Genomic DNA, 25,745 nt, shown 5'->3' with positions numbered 1-25,745 from the left:
TCCCTCGGCCGGTCCGTACAGGGGGCGCACCCCCGCCGCCCCGGGTGAATGCCCGGGACGGGGGGAGCCGTCCCGGGCCGTGGTGGAGATGTGGTTCCTCGTGGTGCCCGTGTGTCAGTAGCCGGTGGTGACGGTGACGCCGCTGAAGCTGTTCACGGCGTACAGGCTGATGTAGTTCGCGCCGGCCGGCGGGTTGGCGATGGTCAGGGTGTGGCTGTTGCCGGCGCCCGTGGAACGCTGCGTGTAGCTGGTGGTGCCGGGCCAGCCGCTGTGGCTGTAGTACAGGTCTGCGTCGCCCGTGCCTCCCGTGCTGGTGATTTTCAGCTGGGTGGTGCCGGCCGGGACGTAGAGGTAGAGGTAGGCGTAGTTCCCGGCGGTGGCGGACTGGTTGCTGCGCTGGCAGTCCTGGCCCAACTCCCTGGCATCGGTGCCGGTGCACTCGGTGCCGGTGTCTCCTCCGCTGCCGACGGTGACGGTCCTTGTGGCAGTGGCGGTGGCCCCCTTGTCGTCGGTGACCGTGAGCTTCACCGTGTAGGTTCCGGCGGAGCTGTAGGTCTTGCTGGGGCTGGTGGTGGTGGAGGTGGTGCCGTCGCCGAAGTTCCAGGACCTGGAGGCGATGGTGCCGTCTGCGTCGGTGGACTGGTCGGTGAAGGCGGCCTTCAGGCCTTGCACGGCCGTGGTGAACGCGGCGGTGGGTGCCTGGTTGCCGGGCGGGTTGGTGCCCCCGCCGCACTTGCCGGCCGCGCAGCCTGCCAGCCAGGTGTTCCAGTCGTTGTTGTAGCGAGTGCCTATGGTGCTGGTCAGGTAGGTGCGGGCGGCGCTCCAGTTGCCGGAGCGGTAGTAGCCGAGGACCGTGTCCATGTCCGCGCGGTGGTTCTCGATCATGTACCGGGAGGCTAGGTAGCCCCAGCGGTAGATGCGTGTGGTGTCGTTGCTGTAGGTGGTGTCGAAGAGGGTGCTCAGGGTGTAGGTGCGACGGCCCGCCTCCGTCATCGCCTCGGCGTAGGGGACACCGCGGTAGGAGTAGGAGACGTATTCCGCGAAGCCTTCGATCCACCAGATGGTCGGGGTGGTGAGGTTGGCGTCGAAGTCGCCGTACATGTCGAAGCGGCCGTCGAGGTAGTGCGTGTACTCGTGGTTGAGGTTCCAGATCTGAAAGGTCGGGCGCACCCACTCGGCCTCGTAGGCGATGAACCGGGGCTGATTGCCGGCCGCCGCCGGGTCTCCCTCCAGGTACATGCCGCCGTTGTTGGTGTCGATTCCGTACATGGCGCCCGCGTAGGTCTGGTAGTCGGTGCTGGAGTCGAAGACCACGACCTCGATGGCGCTGTTGCTGTCGTTGGCGACCGGGCCGTCGTCACGGACGATGTTGTGGAAGTACGCGTCCTGGCTGCGCAGGCTGGAGCAGCTCGACGACAGCTCGGTCGAGGTCATCTGCTGGGCCTTGATGGTGATGCTGGAGCTGCAGGGGTAGGTCACCGTAAGTACCGAGTTCGCCAGCTGCGACTGCAGGTCGCAGGTGCCGTAGTAGGAGCAGTTGGCCTTGTCGTAGTAGTCGGTCATCTCGGCCACGCCGACCCAGAGCGGTGCGGTAATGCCCTTGATCGAGCTGGCGGTCAGCAGACCGTTGGCCAGAGGGCGGACCTTCGACTGCAGTGCAGGATGCTGCAGAAACCTGCCGAGCTCTCGCCCGGCGTTGGACGTCAGATAGGACTGGTCCGTCCCCAGCAGCGACACGTGGCCGGAGGCGAAGCTGTAGAGCGCGTCGACCAGGCTGGGGTCGGACTGGACTGCGGTGACGAACGCGGGTACCTGGTGGCCGCGGAAGGTCACGGTGTAGACGTTGTTGATCGCGTTGAGCATCCCCCAGGAGGTGTTCCAGGAGGAGTTGTAGTCCGCCAGCATCCGCTTGACGACGTAGATGTAGCGGGCGTTCTCCTCGGCACTGTCGATCAGCGTGACGGCCTCGGAGAGCGTCTCGCCGTTGGCGTCCGTGACGTCGCGGGAGTGGGCGCTGGCGAAAAAGGCGTCGAGTCCCGCGCGGATGGCGGTCTGCAGGCCGCTGCCGTAGGAGCCGACCGTGCCGGCGTTGTAGTAGTGGACGTAGTAGCCGGCGCGCAGGTAGAGCACGAGCTGCGGCATACCGGTGCTGGAGTCGCCGGGGTACGACGCCGAACCGTCACGCAGGGCGTAGGCGACGGTGCTCATCTGCGCCTCGCGGAAGGCGTAGTAGGCGTCGTTTCCGGTCAGGTTGAACAGCGTGTTGACGCAGTCGAGCGTGGACGCCTTGATCTGCTGGACCAGCGCGCTGCCGGTGCGGCTTGTGAAGTCGGAGACACTGCAGGCTGCAGCGCTCTCCTCTCCGGCCGTATTTCCGAGCGCCTCCTCCGGCGAGTTGGAGGGGGGCACAGGTGGTGTGGCGGCCTTGCCGTACTCCTCCTTGAGAGCGTCCTTGCTCGCGGCCAGGGGCGGCAGCTGGGATGCCTTCAGGCGCCCCTTCGCGACGTGCTCGGTCTCGGCTGCGGTGTGCCGCCCGACGGGCGCGGGTTCAGCCCGATCCGGGCCTTCCGCCGTGATGCGTGCTGCCGGCTCGGTGTTCTCGGTTGCGCCGGCCGGCTGAGTCAGCAGGCCGATGCCCATGGCGAGGGTCAGGGTCAGCGGCAGCGCCGCGCCCAGACTTCGTCGGACAAGTGACGTTCTCACTGTGCCTCCCATGAGGAATCCGGTCGCGCGGGACGCGACCGACGGGGTGGGGGAGAGGGCATGGACAGCGGGAAGACCATGCGGACGACGTGACGGGATGCAGAAGGGCCGCCCGGCTTGGCATGACCACGCCCTGCAATTCGGACCATTGCACAGGTGACATGGCACAGGGAAGCCGTCTGAGGGAACGCAGGGTTGCCAACGGGTGTGCAGCAGCGCCCGCCCTGAGCTGGCGTAGGGCAAGAACGGCCTGGTCGGAAGGCGGAGCAGCCCTACCAGTCCGGCTCCGTCTTCCCAGGCGGCAGGGGCATAACAGTTCCGCCGGAGCAGGCATAAGACACGAGGTGACGAACGTCACCGCCCGCACGGGCTGAACCACCGGCCAGGACCGGGGTCGGCTACGACCGACCTCGCTGTCCGAGGGCAACCGGATCGACGCACCAGCACCCCCAACAGTCAAGGGATTGCGCAGCGTTGGGGTGCGGTGTCCGGATCGGCCTCGAATGCGTACTCGGTCCAGGTGAAGGGCTTCTGCCCATCGCCTTGGAGGAACCGTGCACCACACGGCCCCGCCCCGACCGACCCCGGGCCGGCCGACATGAACCTGTCGACCCGTACCAGACCAAGGCCTCGGCCAAGGAGCCGAAGATGGCCGAGCAGCTCATCGAAGTGGCCACTCGATACGACAGGCTCGCCCTCCGCTACGAGGCCACGGTGCTCGTCGCGGCCATCACCGAGTGGCTGCGAGCAGGACGTTCACAACAGGCCCTGGCCCCTGGCCTGTCTTTTCCTCCGGTCCTCGACTGGTCGGCCGCTCGCGACCCCAGGCGGCCAGCGGCTGGAGCGCGTCGTTGAGACGCTTGCCGTCCTCGGTCAGCGAGTACTCGACGCGAGGCGGCACCTCGTCGTAGGAGACCCGATGTACGACACCGTCCGCTTCCAGCTCACGCAGGTGAGAGGCCAGCACCTTCTCGGTGATACCCGGAAGCAATCGACGCAGCTCGCCGAAGCGACGGCAGGGGTGCTCGTGGAGCGCCCAGAGGATCAGCACCTTCCACTTGCCGCCGATCACCTCCATCGCGGTGTCGATCCCGCAGACGTGTCCGTCTGGTGTGCCCGGCCGGTTCAGCGTTGTCATGCCCCACCCTTCCGACGTGCTCGCTCACCTCGGGGTAACCACCCACTGCCAAGTGCGTACTTGATCACCCCGGGACTTGAGCCCAGCCTAATCGGCATGGCACAGAACACTGTTGAGAAGACACCCGTCACGCTGTTGGGCCTCGGCGCGATGGGCACCGCGCTGGCCCGTACCTGGCTTGCCGCCGGCCACCCGCTCACCGTCTGGAACCGCACCCCGGCCCACACCACGGCGCTCGGCGCCGAGGGGGCAGGGGCCGCGGACACTGCCGCTGAGGCGGTCGCAGCGAACACTCTGGTCGTGGTTTGCCTGTTGGACGACGCCTCGGTCGACGAGGTGCTGGCCGGCACCGACCTGGCCGACAAGGACCTGGTCAACCTGACCACCAGCACCCCTGCCCAGGCCCGCGCCCGCGCCGAGTGGGCCCGCGAGCGCGGCGCCCGCTACCTGGACGGCGGGATCATGGCCGTCCCTCCCATGATCGGAGTCCCGGAAGCCGGCGGTTACGTCTTCTACAGCGGCTCGCCAGAGCTGTTCGAGCGGCACCGGCAGACCCTGGGCGTCCCCCTCGGCACCACCTACGTCGGCGAGGACGCGGGATTCGCTGCCCTGCACGACGTGGCCCTGCTCAGCGCCATGTACGGGATGTTCGCCGGGGCCGCGCATGCCTTCGCCCTGATCCACAAGGAGGACATCGACCCCGCGGCGCTCGCCCCGCTGCTCGCCGACTGGCTCGTCGCGATGGCCCCGGCAGTTCACCAGACCGCCGACCAGCTGCGCAGCGGTGACTACACCACGGGTGTCGTCTCCAACCTCGCCATGCAGGTGGCCGGCACACCGACCTTCCTGAGCACCGCCGAGCAGCAGGGGGTCAGCCCGGAACTGCTCAGCCCCTACTTCGAGCTGATGCGGCGCCGCCTGGCCGAGGGCAGCGGCGAGGAAGACCTGACGGGCGTGATCGACCTGCTGGTGCACTGACCGGCCACGTGCCGCCTGGGCCACCGGGCTCCCACGGCACACCCTGCGACGCGGGGCCGCGGAGGTCCCGGGCGCCGAGCCGCGCAGTCGCGGTCTGCCAGAACCCGGCTCGGCAGGGGCACAGGCTTCGGCAAGGACCAGGCCCACGACGCCCTGGCAGAGTCAGGCCTGCCGGCTGCCGCCCGGAGGCATCGAAGTACGTCAGCCGCGCCGGCCGGACGCGTCCGGGTCGGGGCCGATCCGGCCGTCGTCGTCGTCGAGGGCGGCGATCGCGCGCATCTCCTCGGGGCCGAGCCGGAAGTCGAAGACGTCGATGTTCTCCTCGATCCGGGACGGGTTCACGGATCGGGGGATCACCACATGGCCGAGTTGGAGGTGCCAGCGGATGACGACCTGGGCGGCGGTCTTCCCGTGCTGCTCGGCGAGGCGCAGGAGCGCGGGCTCGTCGAGCAGCGCACCGCCCTGCGCCAGCGGGCTCCACGCACCGGTGGTGATGGACCTCCGGGCACAGAACTCCCGCATGCGGTTCTGCTGGAAGTAGGGATGCAGCTCGATCTGGTTGAGGGCGGGAACGACGTCGGTTCGGTTCAGCAGGCGCCCGAGGGTCGCGGCGGTGAAGTTGGAGACGCCGATCGCCCGGGCGCGTCCGTCGCGGTGGATCCGTTCGAGTGCCCGGTAGGACTCGACGTACAGGTCCTGTTCCGGAACGGGCCAGTGGATCAGGTAGAGGTCGACGTAGTCCGTGCCGAGGCGCTGGAGGGTGGTATCGAAGGCCCGCAGCGCGGCGTCGTGGCCTTGGTCGGCGTTCCAGAGTTTGGTGGTGAGGAAGACGTCCTGCCGCGGGATCCCCGCATCGCGGATCGCACGGCCGACGCCCGCCTCGTTGTCGTACACCCGGGCGGTGTCGAAGTGCCGGTAGCCGCATGCCAGGGCGTGCGAGACGGCGGTGTACGCCTGGGCGTCCGTCAGCGGCCAGACGCCGAGGCCGAGCCGGGGGACGGACACGCCATTGCCGAGGGTCAGTGTCCGCATGCGTGATCCTTCCGGGTACGTCGTCAGAGGTCCGGCGGCGGTATACCCGGCACGGGCGGTCCCGCGATGAGGCCGATGGCTTCCACCGGGCAGAGGGCTGTCGCGTCCTCGGCCGACTCGTCCGCCGCCGGAGCGTCGGGCCGTGCCCGCGAGCGGTGGTCCTCGCCGGCCTGGAAGTGCCGCGGCGCGGTGGCGAGGCATATTCCGGACCCGATGCACAGGGCCGGGTCGACGTGGACCCGGCGCCCCGCCCGCGGGCCCTCTTCGCGCGCTGTTCGGGGCTCGTCGTCACGGGGCACGCCCGCCTCACCAGGTCACGGGCAGGCTGCGGGGGCCGCGGGTCTTCAGACCGGTCTTCCACCGGGGCGGCGCGGCGGCGCGCAGTCCCGGGAACCGGCGCACGAGTCCGGCCAGGGCCTCCTGAAGCTGGACGCGCGCGATCTGGGCGCCGACGCAGTGGTGCACGCCGTGGCCGAACCCCAGATGCGGATTGTGCTCGCGGGCCAGGTCGAGGAGGTCGGGGGCGTCGAAGACGCTCTCGTCGTGGTTGGCCGACGAGTTGATCGCCATCACGGCCTCGCCCTCGGCGATCCGGACGCCGCCGAGCCGGACCTCCTCGGTGGCGACCCGGAGGTTGGCCTGCACATTGGTCTGGGCGTAACGCAGCAGTTCCTCGACGGCGCGGGGGACCGTCGCCGGTTCGCGGACCAGCCGACCGTACCGTTCGGGGTCGTCCAGCAGCAGGTGCACCGAGCCGGCGAGCCGGTCCGCGGTGGTGCCGTAGCCCCCGGTGAGCAGAACGAGCGCGAAGGAGACCAGCTCGTCCTGGCTGAGCCGGTCGCCCTCGTCGCGGGCGGCGATCAGCGTGCTCAGCACGTCCTCGCCGCCCCGCCTGCGCTTGGCCCCGACGAGCCCGGTCAGGTATCCGGTCATCTCCCCGACGGCGGCCGTGACTTCCGCGTCGGGGGCGGCGGTCAGGTTGCGCAGGGCGTCGCACCAGGCGTCGAGCCGATCGGCGTCCTCCCGGGGAACACCGAGCAGGTCGCAGATCACGGCCAGCGGGAGCGGCCGGGCGAGCAGCGGGACGAGATCGGCGGGCCGGTCGTGCACGGCGAGCCGGTCCAGCAGGTCGTCCACGAGCCGGGCCACGCCGGACCGCATGGCCTCGGCGCGCCGGGCGGTGAAGGCGGGGGCGACGAGTTTGCGCAGCCGGCTGTGTTCGGGCGGGTCCGCCGCCAGGATCGAGTCCTGCAGGGTCGGGACATGCGCCATACGGGGCCCCGCGCCCCGGGTGGCGCGCGTACGGCTGAAGCGCGGATCGGCCAGCACGGTGCGCACGTCGCCGTAGCGGGTGACCAGCCATGCCGGGTCGCCGCTCGGCAGGATGATCCGGGCGCACGGCGCGTTGCGGCGCAGGGCCGCCAGCTCCGGGATCGGGCCCAGCCCGTCGTGGTGCGGGAAGGGAAAGTCCGCAGTGGGGAACGGGTCACCTGCGTCGACGTCAGTCACGACTGCTCCGGGGAGGGTTCTCGGCGGTGCGGACGGCGGGCGTCGGCGACCGCGTACGGGCGGGGCGGGGGAGGTCTCAGCGGCGTTCGTATACGGAGACGTGGTAGGCGCTGTCGCGGGTGAACGGCCCTCCGGCCCAGGACCCCAGGCGCGTGCGCAGCCGGAGCCCCGCCCGTTGCGCCATCAGGTCCAGCTCGCGCGGTGACGCATAGTGGAACCGGACGCGCAGGTGGTGGGTGCGGTCCGCCTCGTGGACGAGGTAGTGGGAGTGGTAGGTGGCGGTGGACGGGTCGATCCTGCGGTGGCAGAGGATCAGATGATCTTCGGACTCGGAGACCACCTCGGGCACCCCCGACGCAGCGGCGACGGCCAGCGCCTCGGGCACATGGGCGTCGAGAACGAGGACCCCCTCCGCTTCGAGGTGCTCCGCCGCGGCGGTCAGGCACCGCTGGATGTCCTGGTGGGACGGGAGTTCGAACAGCGTGCCGCCCACGACCAGGACGAGAGAGAACACGCCCTCGACGGGCACCTCGGCGAAGTCGCCCAGAGTCACCCGGACGCTCTCCCCGCCGGGTTTCGCACGGAGCCGGTCCGCCATTGACTGCGATGCCTCGACGCCGTGGACGTCGAAGCCGCGCCGGGCCAGTGGCAGTGCGATCCTGCCTGTGCCCACCCCGAGTTCGAGCACCCGGCCCTCGCCGGCGAGCAGGGCGAGGCTGTCCACGGTCGCCGCGGTGACGCCCGGTTTGGCGAACCACCGGTCGTAGTCGGCCGCGTGGTCGTCGGAGTACCGGCCCGTCGGGGCGGCCGGTCGGTCGTGGTAGGTGGTCATGCCGGGGCTCCTCGGCCTGTGGTCGGTCCGGTCGTCGTACCGAGCGGCGGTTGACGCGGATGTGGCGGGCGGCGTGGCAGACGGGCGGACGGACGTGTGGGCGGATGGACGGATTGCCGGGTGAGATCTGATCGGGTGGGGCCGTGCGGTTCATCCGAAGGGGTGGGGGCCCCGAGCGAGCAGAAGGCCGCGTTCCGCATCCGGGCCGGTCGGCAGGGCGCGGGCCCCCGGAGCCACGATCCGTACGACGGTCGACCCCAGGGCGCTGGCCGGCCCGCACGTGGTGTCCACGACGACAAGGTCTCGGCCTGTGTGCTCGCTGAGCACGGCCGTCCCGGCACGGTGCGGCCCGCCGGGAGCCGGCTCGCGACGCGCGCGGGTCCGCGGGGCGTGTGCCGTCCACAGCCGGAGGCTGTCCTGGCGGTGAAAGGCCCACAGCGCGTGTTCCACGGCCGAGCCGGGCGGACTCTCGCCCCGCCAGCGCGCCCACGTCTTCTCCGCCACCGTCGTCCCCATGCTCCAGCGCACCATCAGCGCCTCGTAGGCGGCCTTCTCGGCCAGTGGGCCCACGCCCTCCGTGTCCGGTCCGCAGCGCGCCCCGAACGTCTGCCGCGTTCCGTCCGCAGTGTGCAGGGCCACCGCGACGCAGCGTGCTCCGGCGGGCGCGGGAAGATCGAGCGCGGTGGCCGACACTCCCGTACCGTCCAGGAGTTCGGCCAGCGGCTCCGGCAACCGGGCCGAAGCCACCACGTGCGGGCCCGGAAGCAGGCCGTACCAGCTTCTGCGGACGAGGTCGCGCTCCAGGACCTCCCATGCGGCGTGCTGTGTGGCCGCGTCCGGATCGGGATGGGCGGCGAGGCCGGTGGAGCCCGCGCCCGGACCGGGATCGCATCCGGACGGCGCACGGTGGTGGAGGAAGACCGCCCCGGCGGGCACGTGCACGTCGGCCCCGGAGTGCAGGAAGCGTCCGCGCACCCAGAGCCTGCGGGCCCCGCGTGCGTCGTCGAGCGCCGCCGCCCCGCCGTCCGGAGCGAACTCGGCGGGATCGACGGCGGGAATCCCCCTGCGGCGCAGCTCTCCATGGGACGCGACCACTGTCGCGTCCAACTCCGCGGCGCGGCCCGCGAGGACGTTGCCGACGCGTTCGAGGAGTTCACCGCGGGCACTCGCCGCGACCTGTTCGGTGTCGTGTCCGGCGGCGCTGCCCACGATGACGGGGCGGTCCCCGGCGGCGCAGACGGCGTCGAACTGCGGCGAGCGCGCCGCCACGCGGGCGAGGACGACCCGGGGCCAGGAAGCGTACGGGGCGAAGACCTGGGGCGCCCAGGGGGACGCGGCCATCACACGCGCACCTGCGCCACCCGAGCGGCGTCCTCCAGCATCGCCGTCCCGTGCGCGGTGAGCGTGTCACGGTGGCGTGCCATGGTCCGGACCGCCTCCACGGCCGAGTGGGCGAGCCGGTCGTGGCGCGCCCGTACGGCCGGGGCCGCGTCCAGGCCGCACGTGTCCTGGGCGAGCAGCCTCCGGTACAGCAGGACACTGCGCGCCAGAACCACCATCTGCTGGAACAGTCCGGTGAGAGGCCGTGGATCGAGCCTGAGAGGGGTGGCGACCATCGGGCCGCTCTCCTCCAGGGGCCGCAGGAAGGGCCGGTCCGCCACCGACGCCGCGTTGCATCGTGTGTGGGCGCCTTCGTGGACGAGGGCTTCCGCGAGCCGGACCGCGCCCGGCAGCCCGTCGGCGTCCGGGACGAGGCGGTCGCGCCGGACGAAGACCGCGCCGTGGACGGTGAAGTCCGTGAAGCCGTCGATGCCCGGACCGTCCAGCAGGGCGATCTGCACGAGCACGGCGCCCAACTCGGCTGCCGCGCCGGGCCAGGCCGACTGCAGCAGGGCGACCGCGTGCCGGGCGGTCTCCTCCTCGTGCGCGCACCACCCGGCCACCGAGGAGCCGCGCGGTGCGCCGGCCTCGGTTCCCTGATGCGGTACGGACTTCAGCGCGCGGGTGACACTCCGCGCCAGATGCGGTCCCGGTGCGGCAAGCCGGGTCGGCCACGGGAGCACGGACGGACGCGTGGACATCCCGTCCGAGCGGGCACGGTCGAGCATGCCGGTGAGCCGGCCGAGGCGGTCTGGTGAGGGCGGCCCGGTCCGCAGCACGGACTGGGCGACGTGCGCCGCCTCGACCACCGCGGGATGCGTCGCCTCCTGCGGGGAGACCTCCAGGCCCACCCGTTCCAGGGCTGTCCGCGCCATGAGCGCCAGCGCGGTGCGCTCCTCGGCACCCTCGTGCGCGTCCGGTTCCACTCGCACCGTGCGTGACCTCCGTGCTGACGTGGGACAGGGGAGCAGTGAGCGGGAGGGCGGCGGACCGGATCGGCCCGCCGCCCCGAGCGCCCGGCGTCAGCTGGGAATGTCGACCATCAGCGCGAGTTCGGGAAGTTCTTCTTCGGGAATCTGCTCGATCTCCTCGTTCATGTCGATCTCCCTTCGATGACCGGCTCCTCCGACAATGACGGGGAGTCACGGGGCAGCCACGGTAGGCAGGGTCCGGAATCCAGCACAAGGCACAGCCCGTTCTCCAAGACGTACGTGCGGAGGGCCGTCCGGCCAGTGGGCGTGCCCGACGCATCCGCGTCGCCATCGGAGGCGTCGAGTGGCCGTCGGCTATGCACGCTCGCCTCCTGGCCTGCGCATTCCCAGCTACCGGTCCCGTCCGGCATGCTCCGGAAATCGCCCGAGGCCGCCTGGGGAGGGGGACGTCGCGGCACACCCTGCCCTCCGTCTCACAGGCTCTGTCTCGGACAGATTTCTGTCCGGAAGGCGTAGGGAGGGCTCAACCCGTCGACGCCGGAGCAGCGCCCCGGCCGTCCTGTACCGGCTGCCCGTCCCGCGCCCGTCCCGTGCGCGAGGCGGCCCGGTGCGGCGGAAACCGGACGGTCGAAACGGCCGAAAGGCCACTCTTGGAAAGCCCGGCACCACGCAGCATGATGCTTCGTCATCTGGCCCGTCCGTGCCCAGCCAGGCGAAACCCCGCTCCGGCGGGTGCACCGCCGTCACAACCTCACCCCGCGCTCCGCCCCTCCAGGCGGCAGGCCCGCTGCCGCGTCACCTGCCCGGCAATGACCGTCGTCGCGGCCCATCCCGAGGAGTCGCCCGTGGATCCGACGCACACCACGCCCCACCGTCCCCCGTGCGCCGGCCGTCGGCCCGCACCCGCCGCCCCGGCCGCACGGGGCTAGGCCGCATGCGCATCGCGTACCTGCACGGGGGCGGCATTCCCTCCCCCTTCGCCAACGGCGTCCACGTCATGCGGATGTGCGACGCGTTCGCCGCCGCCGGGCACGAGGTGACCCTGTACTCCGTCCCCGGCACGGACGAAGACCCGTACGCCTACTACGGTGTGCGTCACCGCTTCCCGATCCGCCTCGTCGCCTGCCCCGACTACACGCCCTCCGGCTACCGCAAGCGCGCCGAGACCGTCCGGGCGCTGGTGGCGGACGGCCCGACCCCGGACCTCGTCTACGGCCGAGACCCCTACGCGCTGACCGCCCTCGGCGACCTGACGCCCCTGGTGTACGAGATCCACCAGCTGCGCGAGGACCTGTCTCCCGCCGGGACAGAGGAAGCGCTCCTCGCCACGCCCAGCCTGGTCCGCGTCGTCGCGATCACCCACGCCCTCGCACGCGACGTACGGGACAAGTACGCCGCCCTGGGCCCGCTGCCCATCGTGGTCGCGCCGGACTGCGCGGACCCGCCCGGCCCCGCCCCGGCCGGCACCCTGCCGCTCCCCGGCCGCCCGGACGCCCTGCGCGTCGGCTACGTCGGCCACCTCTACGACGGGCGCGGCATCGAACTCGTCCTGGACCTGGCGGAACGGTTTCCCGCGCTCGACTTCCACCTGGTCGGCGGCACGGACGAGGACCGCACCCGCTGGCAGGAGGCGTGCCGGTCCCCGCACGTGTACTTCCACGGCCACCGACCGCCATCCGAACTCGCCCGCTACTACGCCCGCTTCGACATCGTCCTCGCCCCGTACGAACGCAAGGTGTACACGTGGGGGAGACTGGGGGAGACCGGGCGCTGGGCCTCGCCCATGAAGGTGTTCGAGTACATGTCCCACGGCTGCCCCATGATCGCCTCCGATCTGCCGGTTCTGCGGGAAGTCCTCCAGGACCGGGTCAACTGCCTCCTCCGCCCGCCAGAGGACCCGGAGGCCTGGGCGGGAGCGTTGAACGAACTGGCCGCCACCCCCGCCCTTCGCCGCCAGCTCGGCGCAGAGGGGCAGCGGCAGGTCCGAGAGCGCTACACCTGGCGCCGCCGGGCCGACACAGTCCTCGCCGGCCTCGGCGCCCAGGAGACCGCCCACCCCGGGCCCGCGGCATGACGGACGGCACGGCCCCGCGGCGGCCGGTGGTGGACGGCTATCCCGCCCGGCCGAGCGTGCGGGCCGGGGAGATCCTGCGCTTGCACGTATCGACACGAGCCGAGCGCTTCCGGGCCGCCTTCTACCGCTGTGGCCCGCGCCCGCGCCTCATGGGACGCATGGAAGGAAGGGGCACGTACGCGGAGCCCGGCAGCCACGACACGGACTGGAACTGGCCCGCACACGACGTCGCGATCCCTGCGGACTGGCCCTCGGGCGTCTACATCGCGGTCCTCGGCCCCGACACCGCAGGCTCCGACGTCCGCTTTCCGGCTGCCCGGCCGCCCGTCGACGCCGCCGCCCTGGACGCCCGCCACTCGCGGCTGCTGTTCGTCGTGACGGCCCGCGAACCGGGCCACCGCGCCCCCATCCTGTACAAGGTGCCGCTCTTCACCTACCACGCCTACAACCGGAGCGGGGGAGCCAGTCTCTACGGCGCTCTTCCCGGAGCCGAGGACCGTCGCACCGTCACCCTGCGGCGTCCGGGCGGCGGGACCGGAGGCCCGGTGAAGGGGAGGCCCGACGCCCACGATCCGGGATCACCCCGCCAGACCTTCGCCCACTGGGACGCGCCGTTCATCGCATGGATGGAGGCATCGGGCTTCACCGCCGACTACTGCACCGACCTCGACCTGGACGAGAACCCCGAACTCGCGCACCCCTATCGGCTGCTGCTGTCCGCGGGGCACGACGAGTACTGGAGCGAACGTGTCCGCCGACACGTCTCCTCCTTCCGCGACCGGGGCGGCAACATCGCGGTCTTCGGGGCCAACACCTGCTGGTGGCGGGTGACGCCCGACGCGACGGGCACCGCCATCAGCTGCGCCAAATACCCGCCCGGAGCGCCCCAGGGAGCCGACACCGACCGGATGCGGGGCGCACCCGACCACTGGTGGGAAACCGAACCGGAGAACCGGCTCATCGGCGTCAGCTACCGCAACGGAGGCGGCCACTGGGACGGCCCCCGCGAGCGTCTGGGCTTCACCGTCCAGCACACCGGGCACCCCGTCTTCTCGGGCACCGGCCTGCGCGACGGCGACGTACTGGGCGCTGAGCACCACCTCGTGGGCTACGAATGCGACGGAGCGGCCCACCGGCGCGATCCGCACGGCCAGGCGGTGGCGACGGGGGAGGACGGAACTCCCGACGGCTTCATCATCCTGGGCATCGCAGACCTCCCCACGGCCCCCGGATCGGGGTGGCACACCGCCGCCCGCGAGAACGACGATCCGCGGCGGGCGGCCACCTTCGGGCTCTACACCCGCGGTGGCACAGTCTTCAACGCCGCCACCACCGACTGGCCCCGGCTCCTGCGCCTGGACCCCCGCGTACGGACCATCACCCGCAACGTGATCACCCTGCTCACCTGACGTCCGCCGTCCCTGCCGTCACGCACCGGCCTCGCACAGGGCGAGCGCCCTGCGCCACTCACCCGGGGGCGGACCCGCCCAGAGGGGGCCATTCATGCCCGTATAGCCCGGAACGGCCGGTCGCAGCGCCCGCGCGGCGACCGCGCGCGCGAAGACCCGGGCAGCACGCTCGCGCCGCTAGAACAGCCCGCTGACCGCGAGCGAGACCAAGCGAGACCTAGCGAGACCAGGAGTGACGAGCGTGAAGATCGTGATCACCGGAGGCGCCGGCTTCATCGGCAGCAACCTTGCACACGCCCTTGCCCAGCGCGCCGAGGTATCCGACATCCGGGTCGTCGACGACCTCTCCACGGGCTCCAAGGACAATCTCGTGGGAGCCGGCGTACACCTCGTCGAGGGCAGCGTCCTGGACGGCCCGCTCCTGGACCGGGCGTTCCGGGGCGCGGACGTCATCGTCCACCTCGCCGCCGTGCCCTCGGTCTCCCGCTCGGTTGCCGACCCGCTCACGAGCCACCATGCCAACGCGACCGGAACGCTCATGGTCCTGGAGGCCGCTCGACGCGCGGGGGACGTGCACGTGATCGCCGCCTCCTCGTCCTCCGTGTACGGCGCCAACACCCACCTCCCCAAGCACGAGGAACTGCGCCCAGCCCCCCTCAGCCCCTACGCCGTGGGCAAACTGGCCGCCGAATCGTACCTGGCGGCCTACCACCACTGTTACGAGCTGCCGGTCCTGCCGTTCCGCTTCTTCAACGTCTACGGCCCCCGGCAACCCGCGGGCCACGACTACGCGGCGGTCGTGCCCGCCTGGATCAACGCCGTGACGACCGGTCAGCAGGTCCTCGTCCACGGGGACGGTCTCCAGAGCCGGGACTTCACGTACGTGGAGACCGTCTGCCGCGTCCTCGCCGAAGCGGTCCTGCGCAAGGTCGTCTCCGCCGACCCGGTGAACCTCGCCTACGGAACGCGCACCTCGCTCGGAGAGCTGATCACGGAGCTGGAAGCGGTACTGGGAACCCCGATCGAACCTCGCCACCTCCCGCCGCGGCCGGGCGACGTACGCCACTCGCACGCCGAGAACTCCCGGCTGCGGAGCCTCTTCCCCGCTGTGGAGCCCGTCCCGCTACGCGAGGGACTGGAACGGACCGTCGAGTGGTTCCGTGCGCAGGCCCGGTAGGCGGGTTCCGGTCCATCGAGCCGGTCCGGCAGAACACCCTCCAGCGCGCTCATCCGCCGTGCGGGCCGCGCTCCGCTCGACCGCAGCCGCAGCATCCGCCCCAGACACGATCGGATCCGGACGTGACCGAACCTCGCCCCACGCCGCGCCACGGACCGTCCGAGGAGGAACGGACCCGTCCGCCCGCGATCCGCGCCCGGGCGGGCCTGCGCATCGCCTATCTGCACCCCGGCAGCGTCCCCTCGCTCTACGCCAACAGCGTCCACGCCATGCGCATGTGCGACGCGTTCGCCGCGGCCGGACACGTGGTGACGCTGTACACGGCACCGGGCACGTACACCGTCGACGACGCGCACGCCTACTACGGAGTGCGCCACCGCTTCGCCGTACGAACGGTTCCGAGCCCCGACTACACACCCGACGGGTACCGGGTCCGGGCCGAACAAGTCCGTTCCCTGCTGACGCGAGAGACCGCACCCGATCTGATCTACGGTCATGACCTGTACGCTCTCACGGCCGCCGCCCGGATAGCGCCGCTCGTCTACGAGACCCACCGCCTGCGGGACGACCCGCACACCCTGAGCATCGAACAGCGCCTGCTCCGAGACACTCCGCCGGCCCGCATCGTCGTGATCACCCACGCCCTCGGGCACGACTACCGGCGTACCTACGGCCACCTGGGCGCGCTGCCGATCGTCGTCGCCCCGGAGGCCGCCGAGGACCCCCGCGCCTCCACCCGACCGGCGGACCCGCCGCCGATGCCGGGGAGACCGGGCGCACCGCGCATCGGGTACGTCGGGCACCTTTACGAAGGACGCGGCATCGAGCTCGTCCTGGCCATGGCCGCCCGCTTCCCCGACCATGACGTCCACCTCGTCGGCGGAGCCCCCGAAGATCTCGACCGGTGGCGGAGGCGAGGCGGTCCGAAGAACGCCTACTTCCACGGTCACCAGCCGCCCGGTGCCGTCGACGCGTACTATCCGCTGTTCGACGTCGTCCTCGCTCCGTACCAGGCGAAGGTCTACACCGCCGGCGGGCACTGTGAAACGGGGCGCTGGGCGTCCCCGATGAAAATCTTCGAGTACATGGCGCACGGGCGCGCCATCATCGCCTCCGACCTGCCCGTCCTGCGCGAGGTTCTGCGGGACGGAGCCACCTGCCTCCTGCGCCCGCACGACGATCCGGACGCCTGGGCGCAGGCCCTACGCCGTCTCGTCGCCGACGGCTCCCTCAGACGATCACTCGGCGACGCGGCCCGGCGACAGTTCCTCGACTGCCACACGTGGCACCACCGGGCCCGCCGTGTACTCGCGGGACTCGACACGGCAGACGCCGCCGCGCCGCCGTGAACGCCCGGTGGCCACGGCGCGAGCCGCCGCCCGCGGCGCGGGCGCGCGGTGGTCCGCCGCTGCCGATAGATCGCGTGGCCACGTCGTCGTCGCGGCCCCGGAGGGAAATCGGCCGAGGCTCGGGCCGATGCGGGAGGTCCGGCCGCGGCGCAGGGTGCGGCAGGACGGACCGTCCTCCACCTTGGTGACCCGCCTCGTGGACGACACCCTGCTCTCCCTGACGACCCCGCCCTCCGTACCACCCACGACGCGGGCCCGCGTCCGGGTTTCCCCGGCGGCGGCCTGGTCCCGCTCCACCACGCGCCCGCCGCCGGTGCGCGGGAACGGCGGCTTCGGCCCGGCAATCGCCGGCGGCATGCTGAGCTGCCTGGCGTCGGAAACCGGGAGGGCGTCGCGGTTGACGATGCGGGCATGCCGGGTGAACAGGTACTGGGTCGCGCGAGCATTCCGGCCGCGTCCAGCAGCAGCGGGGCCTCGGCGAAGATGGAGCGGGTATTGATCTCGATCTGAGCCGGAGAGGGCTCCGAGTCGGTGGAGGTGGCCAGGGCCGTGCGGGTCATCGCGTGCACCGCCTCGCGCATCGGCGCCTGCGTGCGACAGGCGTTCTCGATGCGGGCCCGGCTCCGGCTGCCCGCGATCGACCACGCGGTCGAGGCGCGGCACCGGCTGCGGCTGGTGGTCGCCGCGAGCGACCTCGGCTACGCCACCCAGGCCGCGCCGCCGTCTACACGGCAATTGTGCTGCTGCCCGTCCGGTCGGGCCGCGCTCGGCCCGGGCCGCTCGCCCGTGTTCCGCTCGCCTGCTGCCCTGTCGCGCGCGGCCGGGTTCGGGCCAGCCCGGGCTGGCCCGGCCGCACGTGGTGCCGCCCGCCGGCCGCCGGGGCTGTCGGCGGCTTGCGGCGTTGCGGCCCGGCCGCCCGACCGCGTCCCGGTGGGGCGGCGTTGCCTGTGCTGCTCGCGTGTCAGCCGGCGGTGTCCGTCCGGGTCGGGTGGTGCTGTAGTTGGGCCGGTCTGCTCTGGCCGCGCCGCGTTCGCGCGGCCGGCTGCTGCCGCGCCGAGCCCCTGCCACCAAGCCCTGGTCCGCCGCGGTCCTCAGTGCGCCGGACGTTGACCTGGTGGAGGGCCCGGTCGCGCTCGGCGCGGGCCTCATGGCTGTTGTCAGGCGGGGGTCTCAGCGGTGGCGGTCAGGATTGCGCGGCCGAGGATGTGGCCGGCCATCGTGAAGCCGAGGGCGGCCGGCGTGGCGTCGGCGGGGACGCCGATGGTGTCGACGTCGAGGGCGTGCACCACGGTGAAGTAGCGGTGCGGGCCGTGTCCGGCCGGCGGGGCGGCTCCGATGAAACGGGCCGCGCGGGCGTCGTTGGGCAGCTGGAACGCGCCCTCGGGCAGGCCCGAGCCGGTGTCGTCGCCGGCACCTTCGGGCAACTCGGTGACGGTGGCGGGGATGTCGGCGACCGCCCAGTGCCAGAACCCGGACCCGGTGGGGGCGTCGGGGTCGTAGACCGTGACGGCGTAGCTCTTGGTGCCCTCCGGGGCGCCGCTCCAGGAAAGCTGCGGGGAGACGTCCTTCCCGCCGGGTACGCCGGAGAGGCCGGAGTACTGCTCGATCGACCAGGGAGCGCCGTCGGTGACGGTGGCGCTGACCACGGTGAAAGAGGCCGCCTCGGGGAGACGGGCGAAGGGGTCGTTGGAACTCATGGTGTCGTCCCTCTCGGATGTGCTGCGGGGTGTGGTGGTGTGCGGCCGACGGAGGCCCCGCCGTGGCGGCGTCAGGAGGCGACGCGGTCGCCCCTGCTCACCAACAGGATCGACCATAGCATCGATAATCGATTATCTTTCTGATCGTCTATTGTGTAGACATGACTCAGACGACCCACACCTCGGCCTCCACGGGCAAGCAGATGCTCTCCGAGCAGGTCTACACACGGCTCCGGGAGGCGATCATGCGCGGGGACCACGCCCCCGGTGACGCCCTCAAACCCCAGGACCTGGCCAAAGAGCAGGGCGTGAGCCTGGCCGTCGTGCGTGAGGCGCTCGTGCGGGTGGTCGGCGAGGGCCTCGCCGACCGGCTGCCCAACCGCGGTTTCGCCGTCCCGGCCTACTCCGACCGCCGCTGGCAGGAGATCGCGGAGGCCCGTCGGAAGATCGAACCGGTCATGCTGCGCATGTCCATCGAACGCGGCGATGTGGACTGGGAAGCCCGCGTACGAGCCTCCCACCACCGTCTGACCCGCACCCCGGCGTACGTACCGGAGGAGGGCGAGCACTACAGCAGCGCCTGGGCCGAAGCCCACCGCCTCTTCCACCGCACCCTGTTGGACGGCTGCGGCAACCGCATCCTGCTGGAGACCTTCGACCGCATGTGGACCGCGAGCGAACTGGCCCGCCGCTGGTCGGCGCACCGCAACCCCCACCGGGACGGCGCCCTGGAACACCGCCGGCTGGAGGAGGCGGCCCTCGCCCGCGACGCCGACACCGCAGCCGAGGTCCTGACCCGGCACCTCACCCAGACCGCGACCGGACTGACCGACTGCCCCCACCACGAACCCACGAACGAAACCTGACGCGCGGCGCCCGCCCGGCCGCCGCACGACCGCACCTGATCACCGAAACCGGAGCCACGGCATGACCATCTTCGAAGCGAGCACGGGCCGCCACTGCCACAACGCCGTCAGCCCCCTGCACACATCCGTGTACTTCGCGCCGGAACCGGACGACGAACTCGGGGCGCTCGGGCTGCAGCGCGGAGCCATGGTCTACCTCGCGGGCCGCGCGGCACCGCTCGGAGCCGTCGACGCGGGCACCGTCACAGCGACGTTCTACAACTTCAGCCACGAGCACGTGCAGCGGTACATCCCCGCCGCATGGACCCTCACCACACCGGAGGAGGTGCTCACGGCGCGGCTGCGCGGCGCCGACCGGACCCTGCGGCGGCTGCTCGGACAGGAGGCCCTCACGTCCACAGAAATGACCGAGGCGGCCGAACTGGCGCTGAACGCCAACGAAGCCTGCCGCCGGGAGGCACGCCCGCTGTACGCCGCCAACGCCGACCTCCCCGTACCCGAAGAACCCCACCTGGCCCTGTGGCACGCCGCGACACTGCTGCGCGAACACCGGGGTGACGGTCACCTCGCCGCCCTGGCGATCGCCGGCCTGTCCGGCATCGAGGCGCTGGTCCTGCACAACGCCACCGGCAGGGCGCCGACATCGGCACTCTTCAGGCGGACCCGCGGGTGGTCCGCGCGGCAATGGGACACCGCCCGGGACCAGTTGCGCGAACGCGGCCTGCTGGACGCGGCAGGTGACCTCACGCAGGCGGGCACGGCCCTGCGCGCCGAGACCGAGGTGCTCACCGACCGCCTCGATGCCGCCCCGTACGACCACCTCGGCCCGGCCGCCACCGCACGCCTCACCGAACTGGCCGGCGGCTTCTCGGCAACCCTCAGGGCAGCGGGGGCCTTTCCCGCGGTGCACTTCGGCAAGGGCTGAGGGCCGGAGGGCCGCCGGTCCGACGCCGCGCAGATGAGAGGGGCGTGCCGCCCGGAGGGCGGGCAGGCCCGGCAGGACATGGCGGCGCATCTGCGGCTCGGTCACCTCGGCGAACACGGGCATCGAGGCCTCCAACCACGCGGCCTTGATGCCCTCTGCCCCGCCCGAAGCGGGATCACGCATCCCGTCGGGTCCGTACGCAGGGGAACGATCCGTGCGCGACGGCACATGGGCGGAGTACCAGGCCGTACGGCACCCGTTCGCTCGGCATCCGTGCCGACCCGCAGGGAGCCGACCAACGCTGTCATCACATGGCGGCGCCCGAACGCCGAGAAAGCCGCCCGCCGCGGCCTCGCCGGTGACCGCCCGGGAGGTGCTGCAGCGCACCGTCCGACAGGACGCCGCCCTCGCCCTGCGAAGCCGACTTCCCCGGGCGGCTGTGCGACGCGGGCTTGCCCGTGCGTGAACGCCGCGACGGCGGGACCCTGGTGGGATGCGCGGTCGCACTGTCGGGGGACCGCGCCGACACGGCTCCCGGCCGGTGGAGGCTGCGGCCGTAGCGGCCCGGGCTCGGGACGACGAGGGTGTCGCCGGTGTCGAGGAAGGCGTGGCAAGCCTTCAGTTCGGGGCGGAGCGCGTTCTTGCCGGACTTCTTGTCCGCGAAGATCTTCCGGCACCCGGCGGTGGTGAGGAACCCGGCAGCCGGTGGCACACCGCTCTCATCGCCGGCAGGAGTCAGCGCTCGTCCGGAGGCTGCTTGCTCGCCAGGAGGTCGAGGCGCTGCTTCGAGGGCCTGGGCGCCCGTGGCCACGGTGGCGATCGCACTGGCGGGTCTCGCGCACATCGCCGTTCGCCGGTAGCTCTGCGTCGGTGATCTTGACGAGGCCACGGACAAGCTCACTAACAAGCTCACTGGCTCATGCGTACTTGATGTGGAGTGGGTGTTGCGAAACCAGGGACGGATGCCGTGTGACAGGCAGGAACGACTGATCCTCGACGGTTCGCTCCGCCTGGCTGATCTCGGCCCAGACGGCGTCAAGAGACAGGCCGAGGGTTTCGGCGATCGCTGCGATGGTCGGGAAGGCGGGGGTAGCCACACGGCCGGATTCGATCTTCCGCAGGGTTTCCGGCGAGATGTGCGAAGCGAGCGCCACGTCCAGCATCGAGCGGCAGCCCCGGGCTCGGCGGAGCAGGGCGCCAAGGCGCTGTCCGCGTCCTACCTCGGCGGGGGTGAGCGGCAACCTGACCATGACCCCATTCTAATACCGGTAAAGTTAGACCGGTATAGTTATTGGAAGCACATGAGGGGTCCCCATGATTGAGATTCTGAACTCCGCGCGGCTTGAGCGGGCGAGAGGCACCGGCGCCCTGGTCGGAAACATCCTGCACACGCTGAAGCGGCGCAGCACGGTCGGGACGAACCTGCTGGACATCGACCAGTGGGCCAAGGAGATGATCACCGAGGCGGGAGCGCAGTCCTGCTACGTCGACTACGCGCCTTCCTTCGGGCGCGGCCCGTTCGGGCACTACATCTGCACGGCCGTCAACGACGGAGTGCTCCACGGGCGGCCTCACAACTACACGCTGGCAGACGGGGATCTGCTGACTCTCGACCTCGCCGTAGCCAGGGGCGGGGTGGCGGCGGACGCCGCGATCAGCTTTCTGGTGGGCAAGGCCAGGCCGGCGGAGAGCGTTGCGATGATCGAGACGACCGAACGTGCACTCGCCGCCGGCATCGCCGCCGCCAAGCCTGGGGCGCGCATCGGCGACCTCTCCCACGCCATCGGCACGGTCCTCAGCGAGGCGGGCTACCCGATCAACACCGAGTTCGGAGGCCACGGCATCGGCTCGACCATGCACCAGGACCCACACGTCGCGAACACCGGACGGCCCGGCCGCGGATACAAGCTGCGCCCCGGACTGCTGCTCGCCCTGGAGCCCTGGGTCATGGCCGACACCGCCACACTCGTCACCGACGCCGACGGTTGGACGCTGCGCAGCGCGACAGGCTGCCGGACCGCGCACAGCGAGCACACCATCGCCATCACCGACGACGGAGCCGAGGTCCTCACCCTGCCCACGCAGGCACGACCATGAGAGGGCGCTGTAACGAGTGGCCCTCGCCGCGGCCAACGCCGCGCTCGTCACCGCCCAGTCCCGCGCGGGCGACGCCGGGTGTGAGTAGTTGCGTACAGAGAGTGCCGCTGAGATTGATCATGGTCGGTTAGCGCATCTACCGGGCGGTCGGCAGCCGGTTCACGGCCGGCCCGTCGCCGCCGGTGATGCCGCCGATGCGCTGCCGGTGCTGGAGGCGGGCGGCGGCAGCCGCCTGCTCGGTCCGCCGGGCCTCCCACCGCAGGGGCCCTCGCTGGTGGCGTCGGCCCAGGTGGTGAAGGCGCGGGCCTTGCGCTCGTGGAGGTCGGCGAGCAGCTCCAGGTCGGGCTCGTCGCGCTGCTGGTAGGCGCGGAAAAGATCACCGAGTTCGACGAGTTCGTCCCGCAGGACGACGGGCCGCAGTCGTGGGGGGATGATCCGCTGGGCGATCTTCGCCTGTGGCGGCAGGCGCCGGTGCGGTGCGGGGAACCGGGACCGGGCCGGCGGCCTGGGGTTCGGAGAACCGCGGCGCAGCTGCACCCGTGCCCGCGGCCGGCGCCGTGCCTGTTGCGGGAGCCGGGTGGTCAGAAGCCGCAGCACCCCGTCGTCTTCGTGTTCGGGGGTCGGGACTGCGGCCGCCTCATCCAGGAACCAGCCGGGTCCTTCGGCCATCTCGGCGATCCGGGCCAGCTCGGCGGGATGCAGCGCGTTCAGCGCGTCGGTGACAGCGGCGTGCGGGCTGTACGGGTTCGCGGCCAGCAGCACGGCCAGGGTCTCGGCACGGCGGTGCTCGGCGTGCCGTTCCAGGAGCCGGGCCGGGCGGTCGTGGTCGGCGGGAAAGCTGTCGTCGACGACGCGGATCAGGGTCCGGCTCGGCGCGGGGGAGACGCGGGGGGCTGGTCCGGGGCGGCGAGCTGGGCGCACGCGCCCGCGAGGTGGTTCGGGTCGGCGCTGAGGAGGGCCAAGCCCTGGGCGAGGCGCCGCACGCGCCCGTCGAACCCGTAGTCGTCTGCCTGCTTCTCGGACAGGTGGAGCAGCTGGCCGCGGGCCACCACCTCGTCGGCGGTCGCGTGCAGCTGCCCGGCGGCGAGTTCCACGTCACCCACTGCCGGACGCCGACCAGTCCCTGCGGCCCCTCCACCGTTTCGCGACAGGGCAAGGTAACTTCTGCCGCATCGCGGTCGGCGTATCCGCCTTCCGCCGCGCTCCGGCTGACGTTCGCGTAGACACTGACTTGCACGTGTGGCACGGCCGCTTCTGTGGGCCGGCTCTGGCCCGGGCCGCCCGTCGCCTGTCCGGGTCAGATGGTGCTGCTCGTCCGGGCCAGGTTGGTACTGCGGCCGCTCTGGCCGCGCCCCGGCCGCCGCCCTGCTGCCTGCGCCCCCGTCCGCACGCTGTCGCCCGCGCTGTTGCTGCCCGGCCGCCCGCGCCTGGGCGCCATCGTCCCGTGCTGCCCCCGACGTTCGCCCGCCCGCCGGTCCAGACTGGGCCGGGGTGATGCTGTTGCCGCTCTGGGTACGCCCGTTTGCCGGCTCTGGCCGCCCGCCGGCCGCTACACGGTCTGATGCTGCTGTTCGGGAGCGGTGTCTCGGTGGTGCCGGCTCAGGGTGTTGTTGTGCCCGCGCGGTCGTGCCGCCGCGCTTCGGTGGTGCTGGGCCGGCCCCGGCCGCCGGGCCGTGTCCGTCCGCCGGCTCTGGCCGGGCCGACGGACGGACCTCCCGCGTCCTGGCCACCCACCCGGGCGCCCGGGCCGCGTCCGCCCAGCCTGCCCTCCGGGCCTCCTCCGGGCCTCCATCGGCCGGGTCGAGCTGGTGGTGGATGCGCGCGCTGCGGTTGTGCGGGGCGAGTGTCCGTCGCAGTCCGGGGCTCAAGACCGCGGGATCGCTCGCGCGGTCGACGGTTCCGGTCGGGCCGGCCGCGGCCGGCACACCCTCGGCACCCTCGCGACAACCGCCGGGACGAGCTCCAAGAGCTAAGCGGCCTGCGGGCCCCTCCCGGACAGCACCCCGGCGAGCATCTCCTGAGGGCTGGCCGCGCCTTCGGTGGCGCCCGCGCTTCATTCCTCAGGCCCGTTGGCGTCGGCGAAACGCGCACGCGGCGAGCACCGCGCGCCGACGGGGTGCTAAGGGCGGTGGTGACCTGGGGGGCGGCTGCCGAGGTCAGGCCCGCGGAGACTTCCCCGGAGGCGAGGACCCGGCCGCTTCCACGTCATCCAGCACGCCAGGACCGTCCACGAGACGCAGGCGATCGTCATGACCGACGCCGACGTCGTCAGCTGGCTCACCGGTCCGGACGACACCCAGAGACCTCAGCCAGACCACGGGCTCGGGCGCAGGAGCGCGCCCGTGTCCCGGCTCTGCTCCGGTTTGCGCCGCCTCATCGGTTCGGGCTCCGGTAGGGGGCGGCAGTGGCGCAACAGAGCGGGAATCCGCGGGGGCGTGGGCTGTGGGTCTCGGTGCCGTGGCGGGCGGGCGGGTGGCCGGTGTGCCGGGGTGCTGGTGAGTCATCCTGGGTTCGGCTGGAAAGCGGCTTAGACCACCGGGGCGGGTGCTGAAACGATCACTGGCCGTAGCCTCCGGTGTGCGGGGGTACGTCCCCTTGAGGAGCGGCCTTATGAGCGATCAGCAGATCACGGTCTGGGCGGAGAACTTCGTCTGCGAGCGGGAGTCGACCGAGGCGTCGTCCTCCGACGAGGTCTACTTCGACTTCTACGCCCACACCAGCAGCGGTGCCAATTCGACCCTGCTGTCCCAGGTGTTCACCAGCGTCGACGCCGGGGAGACGCACGGCTTCGCGAACGCCGTTCTCTGGCAGCAGGCCGTACCGGCGGACGGCTTGACCGTGGCCGTTATCGCATGGGAGGAGGACGGGGGCATCGACGAGCGCGGCAGGCGAGAGCGTTTCCAGGCCATCCTCGGGACTCAAGGGAGCGGGACCGCGGAGGGACTGACAGGCCTCCAGATACAGTCCGGAGAGCGAATCTGGGGCTACAGCTCTTCGCACGGCGCTCTCAATGGGGATGACGCGATCGGCGGCTATGTGTTCAGGATTCCCGCCACGGGCCTGGGGACGGCCCAGGACCCGAGCACCTTCGAGGCCGTGATCGACGGAACCGGCCGCGGCGAGACCCGCGTCCGCCTCAGGCTCCGCGCCCATACCGGCGCCCCGAGCCGCCGGGTCAAGCTGATCAACGTGCACAGCGGCAAGGCCCTGACCGTCCACGGCGCAACCAACGACGACGGCGCGAACGTCGACCAGTGGACCTACCAGAGCGGCTCCAACCAGCACTGGAGCCTGGAGAGCACCCCCAACGGCTCCAAGCTGATCAACGTGCACAGCGGCAAGGCCCTGACCGTCCACGGCGCAACCAACGACGACGGCGCAAACGTCGACCAGTGGACTTACTACCCGGACCAGGCCAACCAGCACTGGCACCTGGAAGACACCGGCAACGGCTACAAGCTGACCAATGTGAACAGCGGCAAGGTACTCGACGTATACGGCTACTCCACCGACGACGGCGGGAACGTCATCCAGTGGACCGACAAGGGCAACGCCAACCAGCGCTGGTACATCCAGGACGTCTGACCCGGCACCCGCACCACCAACCCCCGCCCCCACGGCTGGAAGACCGAGCGCTGGAACGCCGC

22 protein-coding genes are annotated in these 25,745 nt (G+C 71.7%); 9 read left to right on the top strand and 13 right to left on the bottom strand.

The features are described from left to right. Nucleotides 1-114 precede the first annotated feature (114 nt). Nucleotides 115-2,703 (bottom strand): collagenase, encoded by a 2,589-nt coding sequence (locus CP968_RS01255; RefSeq protein ID WP_150516220.1) that lies wholly within the window; start codon nucleotides 2,701-2,703, stop codon nucleotides 115-117. A 730-nt stretch (nucleotides 2,704-3,433) separates the two neighbouring features. After that, on the bottom strand, nucleotides 3,434-3,841 hold the full coding sequence (locus tag CP968_RS01250) for a winged helix-turn-helix transcriptional regulator (protein ID WP_150516219.1): 408 nt from the start codon (nucleotides 3,839-3,841) through the stop codon (nucleotides 3,434-3,436). A 96-nt stretch (nucleotides 3,842-3,937) separates the two neighbouring features. On the opposite strand from CP968_RS01250, the gene CP968_RS01245 reads away from it, so the two are divergent. Next, nucleotides 3,938-4,819, top strand: coding sequence for an NAD(P)-dependent oxidoreductase (locus CP968_RS01245; RefSeq protein WP_150516218.1), 882 nt, complete (start codon nucleotides 3,938-3,940; stop codon nucleotides 4,817-4,819). Between the two features lie 201 nt (nucleotides 4,820-5,020). On the opposite strand, the gene CP968_RS01240 is transcribed toward CP968_RS01245, so the two are convergent. The 6 genes from CP968_RS01240 to CP968_RS01215 form a co-directional block, all read right to left on the bottom strand. Continuing rightward, entirely contained in the window at nucleotides 5,021-5,851 is an 831-nt protein-coding gene (locus tag CP968_RS01240) for an aldo/keto reductase (RefSeq protein WP_150516217.1), read from the bottom strand. Between the two features lie 23 nt (nucleotides 5,852-5,874). After that, nucleotides 5,875-6,150, bottom strand: a complete 276-nt coding sequence (locus tag CP968_RS01235; RefSeq protein WP_150516216.1) for a ferredoxin — start codon at nucleotides 6,148-6,150, stop codon at nucleotides 5,875-5,877. Between the two features lie 7 nt (nucleotides 6,151-6,157). Beyond that, on the bottom strand, nucleotides 6,158-7,360 hold the full coding sequence (locus tag CP968_RS01230; RefSeq protein WP_150516215.1) for a cytochrome P450: 1,203 nt from the start codon (nucleotides 7,358-7,360) through the stop codon (nucleotides 6,158-6,160). 76 nt (nucleotides 7,361-7,436) lie between these two features. Continuing rightward, nucleotides 7,437-8,192: a class I SAM-dependent DNA methyltransferase gene (locus tag CP968_RS01225; RefSeq protein WP_150516214.1), complete on the bottom strand. Its 756-nt coding sequence runs from the start codon at nucleotides 8,190-8,192 to the stop codon at nucleotides 7,437-7,439. A 150-nt stretch (nucleotides 8,193-8,342) separates the two neighbouring features. Continuing rightward, on the bottom strand, nucleotides 8,343-9,533 hold the full coding sequence (locus tag CP968_RS01220; RefSeq protein ID WP_150516213.1) for a YcaO-like family protein: 1,191 nt from the start codon (nucleotides 9,531-9,533) through the stop codon (nucleotides 8,343-8,345). Beyond that, the gene (locus CP968_RS01215; protein WP_150516212.1) at nucleotides 9,533-10,504 is read right to left on the bottom strand and encodes an aKG-HExxH-type peptide beta-hydroxylase; all 972 of its coding nucleotides are present in this window, start codon (nucleotides 10,502-10,504) and stop codon (nucleotides 9,533-9,535) included. The genes CP968_RS01220 and CP968_RS01215 overlap by 1 nt, the downstream gene beginning before the upstream one ends. Nucleotides 10,505-11,438: 934 nt before the next feature. On the opposite strand from CP968_RS01215, the gene CP968_RS33925 reads away from it, so the two are divergent. From CP968_RS33925 to CP968_RS01195, 4 genes are all read left to right on the top strand, one after another. Next, the gene (locus tag CP968_RS33925) at nucleotides 11,439-12,578 is read left to right on the top strand and encodes a glycosyltransferase family 4 protein (protein WP_167536736.1); all 1,140 of its coding nucleotides are present in this window, start codon (nucleotides 11,439-11,441) and stop codon (nucleotides 12,576-12,578) included. 158 nt (nucleotides 12,579-12,736) lie between these two features. Next, nucleotides 12,737-13,987, top strand: coding sequence for a N,N-dimethylformamidase beta subunit family domain-containing protein (locus CP968_RS01205; protein ID WP_306419937.1), 1,251 nt, complete (start codon nucleotides 12,737-12,739; stop codon nucleotides 13,985-13,987). A gap of 241 nt (nucleotides 13,988-14,228) precedes the next feature. After that, nucleotides 14,229-15,164 (top strand): NAD-dependent epimerase/dehydratase family protein, encoded by a 936-nt coding sequence (locus tag CP968_RS01200; protein ID WP_150516209.1) that lies wholly within the window; start codon nucleotides 14,229-14,231, stop codon nucleotides 15,162-15,164. A 122-nt stretch (nucleotides 15,165-15,286) separates the two neighbouring features. Continuing rightward, nucleotides 15,287-16,513, top strand: coding sequence for a glycosyltransferase family 4 protein (locus CP968_RS01195; RefSeq protein ID WP_150516208.1), 1,227 nt, complete (start codon nucleotides 15,287-15,289; stop codon nucleotides 16,511-16,513). A 1,157-nt stretch (nucleotides 16,514-17,670) separates the two neighbouring features. On the opposite strand, the gene CP968_RS01185 is transcribed toward CP968_RS01195, so the two are convergent. Then, nucleotides 17,671-18,210: a YbhB/YbcL family Raf kinase inhibitor-like protein gene (locus CP968_RS01185; RefSeq protein ID WP_150516206.1), complete on the bottom strand. Its 540-nt coding sequence runs from the start codon at nucleotides 18,208-18,210 to the stop codon at nucleotides 17,671-17,673. Between the two features lie 161 nt (nucleotides 18,211-18,371). Here CP968_RS01185 and CP968_RS01180 point away from each other — a divergent pair, with 161 nt between their 5' ends. Together CP968_RS01180 and CP968_RS01175 are read left to right on the top strand one after the other, a co-directional pair. Further along, nucleotides 18,372-19,076 (top strand): GntR family transcriptional regulator, encoded by a 705-nt coding sequence (locus CP968_RS01180; RefSeq protein WP_150516205.1) that lies wholly within the window; start codon nucleotides 18,372-18,374, stop codon nucleotides 19,074-19,076. Between the two features lie 61 nt (nucleotides 19,077-19,137). Then, complete coding sequence (locus CP968_RS01175; RefSeq protein ID WP_150516204.1) at nucleotides 19,138-20,001, top strand: SCO6745 family protein; 864 nt, start codon at nucleotides 19,138-19,140, stop codon at nucleotides 19,999-20,001. A gap of 307 nt (nucleotides 20,002-20,308) precedes the next feature. Here the strand turns inward: CP968_RS01175 and CP968_RS35610 are convergent, their stop codons facing one another. Both CP968_RS35610 and CP968_RS01160 read right to left on the bottom strand, forming a co-directional pair. Then, nucleotides 20,309-20,845, bottom strand: coding sequence for a recombinase family protein (locus CP968_RS35610; protein ID WP_373304109.1), 537 nt, complete (start codon nucleotides 20,843-20,845; stop codon nucleotides 20,309-20,311). Between the two features lie 73 nt (nucleotides 20,846-20,918). Next, the gene (locus CP968_RS01160; protein ID WP_150516202.1) at nucleotides 20,919-21,251 is read right to left on the bottom strand and encodes a helix-turn-helix domain-containing protein; all 333 of its coding nucleotides are present in this window, start codon (nucleotides 21,249-21,251) and stop codon (nucleotides 20,919-20,921) included. A 64-nt stretch (nucleotides 21,252-21,315) separates the two neighbouring features. On the opposite strand from CP968_RS01160, the gene map reads away from it, so the two are divergent. Next, nucleotides 21,316-22,098, top strand: a complete 783-nt coding sequence (gene map / locus CP968_RS01155; protein WP_150516201.1) for a type I methionyl aminopeptidase — start codon at nucleotides 21,316-21,318, stop codon at nucleotides 22,096-22,098. 159 nt (nucleotides 22,099-22,257) lie between these two features. Here map and CP968_RS34340 read toward each other — a convergent pair whose 3' ends face one another. Both CP968_RS34340 and CP968_RS34335 read right to left on the bottom strand, forming a co-directional pair. Beyond that, entirely contained in the window at nucleotides 22,258-23,019 is a 762-nt protein-coding gene (locus CP968_RS34340) for a hypothetical protein (protein WP_189828997.1), read from the bottom strand. Further along, the gene (locus CP968_RS34335; RefSeq protein ID WP_189828996.1) at nucleotides 22,956-23,201 is read right to left on the bottom strand and encodes a hypothetical protein; all 246 of its coding nucleotides are present in this window, start codon (nucleotides 23,199-23,201) and stop codon (nucleotides 22,956-22,958) included. Before CP968_RS34335 ends, CP968_RS34340 begins: the two co-directional genes overlap by 64 nt. 1,507 nt (nucleotides 23,202-24,708) lie before the next feature. Here CP968_RS34335 and CP968_RS01140 point away from each other — a divergent pair. Next, nucleotides 24,709-25,683 (top strand): RICIN domain-containing protein, encoded by a 975-nt coding sequence (locus CP968_RS01140; RefSeq protein WP_150516200.1) that lies wholly within the window; start codon nucleotides 24,709-24,711, stop codon nucleotides 25,681-25,683. Nucleotides 25,684-25,745: the final 62 nt, after the last annotated feature.

The organism is Streptomyces subrutilus (genome assembly GCF_008704535.1).
GTDB lineage: Bacteria > Actinomycetota > Actinomycetes > Streptomycetales > Streptomycetaceae > Streptomyces > Streptomyces subrutilus.
This window is presented reverse-complemented; position numbering and strand designations above follow the sequence as displayed.